1 protein-coding gene is annotated in these 2,428 nt (G+C 40.3%); it reads right to left on the reverse strand.

Annotated features, from left to right (window positions below):
- Positions 1-127: 127 nt before the first annotated feature.
- A complete protein-coding gene (locus Q0954_RS33630; protein WP_299466363.1) occupies positions 128-2,002 on the reverse strand; it encodes a class II glutamine amidotransferase in 1,875 nt (624 codons plus the stop codon).
- Positions 2,003-2,428: the final 426 nt, after the last annotated feature.

Raw genomic sequence — 2,428 nt, forward strand, 5'->3', positions numbered from 1 at the left:
TAGACCATAGTTTTTTAGCGTCGCTTCGCGCCAATTCGTAATTCGTAATTGAACAATTCGTAATTTAGTCCAGAGTCCAGAGTCCGTAGACCATAGTTTTTTAGCTTCGCATCGCGTCAATTCGTAATTAATAAGCCCTTTCCAAACTCCCCTTCATATAATTTACAAAAGACTTGTTTACCACTCGGTTGCCGCCGTGTGTGGGGTAGTTGCCCGTAAAATACCAATCGCCCTCGTGTTTGGGACAAGCCTTGTGCAAGTTTTCTACGGTTTGATAAATGACCTCTACCTCAGCCTTGATGTCGTGTGACCGTACAATTTCGGCAATTTTCTTAGAGACTTCTTCATCGGTAAAAGGTGCGTATAGTTCTTTTACAAAATTATCCTCATGATCTTCGCCATTGTATATTTTATAGTTGATCTTGTCAAACACTTCGTCCATCAGGTTTTCCTTGTTCCTCTCTTTTAGTAGCGCCGTAACTGCCCTAAAAGCCACAAAAGCTCCCATTTTAGACATGTCAATACCATAACAATCGGGAAAACGGATTTGTGGAGCCGATGAAACAATGATAATTTTCTTAGGCGAAAGCTTGTCTAAAATACGTAAAATACTTTTTTCCAGTGTAGTTCCTCTTACAATAGAGTCATCAATCAACACCAAAGTATCCACCCCTTTTTTTACCACCTCATAGGTAGTATCATACACATGCGCCACCAAGTCATCGCGATGAGCATCATCTGCAATAAAAGTTCTTAGTTTGGCATCTTTGATGGCAAGCTTTTCTACCCTGGGCACCAGCGAAAGAATTTTTTCGAGGGCAGCCGGGTCAGTCACCTTATCTTCTATAATCTTTTTCCTTCGGTACTCTCCTAAGTATTTTTCCATTCCCTGCATTAAGCCCAAAAACGATGTTTCAGAAGTGTTAGGAATGAAAGAGAAAACGGTATTCTCGAGGTCATAATCAATTGCTTTGAGCACTTGTGGTACCAATAAAGCCCCTAGTTTTTTGCGTTCAGTATAAATCTCAGGGTCAGAGCCACGCGAAAAGTAAATGCGTTCGAAAGTACAAGATTTTTGAGGCTTAGGCTCAATGAATTGCTCAATGGTATGTTCTCCCTTTTTGTCAATAATAAGCGCATGTGCGGGAGGTACCTCCTGAATTTGATCATAATCAACATTAAAGGCAGTTTTGATGGCGGGTTTTTCTGAAGCAGCCACCACCACCTCATCATCGGCATAATAATAAGCCGGACGAATGCCGTGAGGGTCGCGGGCAATAAATGATGCCCCATGTCCAATAATACCTGCCATAGTATAACCTCCGTCAAAATCGCGGCAGGCACGCTCCAGCACGCGTCTGATGTCAAGCTTCTCCTCAATAATTTTGCTTATATCAGCATTAGAGTAGTCTTGTTTATGTTGATCAAAAATTTCTTGGTTTACTTCATCCAAAAAATGCCCAATCTTTTCCATCACCAATACCGTATCGACCTTTTCTTTAGGGTGTTGCCCCAGCTCAATCAACTTATTGAACAACTCGTCAACATTGGTCAGGTTAAAATTACCCGCCAGTGTCAGGTTGCGGGTACGCCAATTGTTTTGGCGCAAAAAAGGGTGGCAATTGTCCTTGCGGTTGCCTCCGTGGGTCCCATAACGCAAATGTCCCATCAATACTTCAGCAGCAAAGGGGACATTTTCTTTCAACCATTTAAGGTCTTTCTGTTTTTTAGGGCTTTTTTTGGCGTAAGAGCGGAATTTTTCATTGACCTTGCCAAAAATATCTTCTATTGGTTGATCTTTCACCGAACGGTAACGGTACATATACTGTTGTCCGGCAGGCATATCTAGTTTGGTGCAAGCTACACCCACACCGTTTTGACCACGATTATGTTGTTTGTGCATCAAAAGATACATTTTACGCGCTCCATAAGCAGGAGTCCCATACTTTTCAATATAATACTCAAAAGGTTTTTTGAGTCGAACTAAGGCAATTCCACACATGCTAAAAACAATTATTCAGTAATATTATGCTAATGACAAATTTAACAGTAAAGTTCCATAAAACCGCAAACTTGTAATTTTTTCGTTGTTTGGTAGGCTTGCATTATGCCTTCACTCTTTTGCTCATTACTCGTACAAACTACCATTGTACGAACAACGTTTGCACGTATTTATTTTTTTAGGCATTCGCTCAACCTATTATTATACGAGCAACATCTGTACGAAAAAAAACTGACAAACCTACTGCTTTAAGCCTCTTTTACAAGACAAGCCTATCACTTGCTTTTGAAGCAAAAGTTTCTTTTAGAGGGAGGCTATTTGCGTTGCCCAAGGTGCCTGTCACTAGTACCTTAAATTGTAGAAATTAAAAAGGGCATAAAAAATTGAATTTCAATTAATTATACCCATAATTCATTGCAAAAGGTT

Origin of the sequence: uncultured Microscilla sp. (assembly GCF_947493425.1) — a bacterium.
In the GTDB taxonomy this organism is placed as follows: Bacteria; Bacteroidota; Bacteroidia; order Cytophagales; family Microscillaceae; genus Microscilla.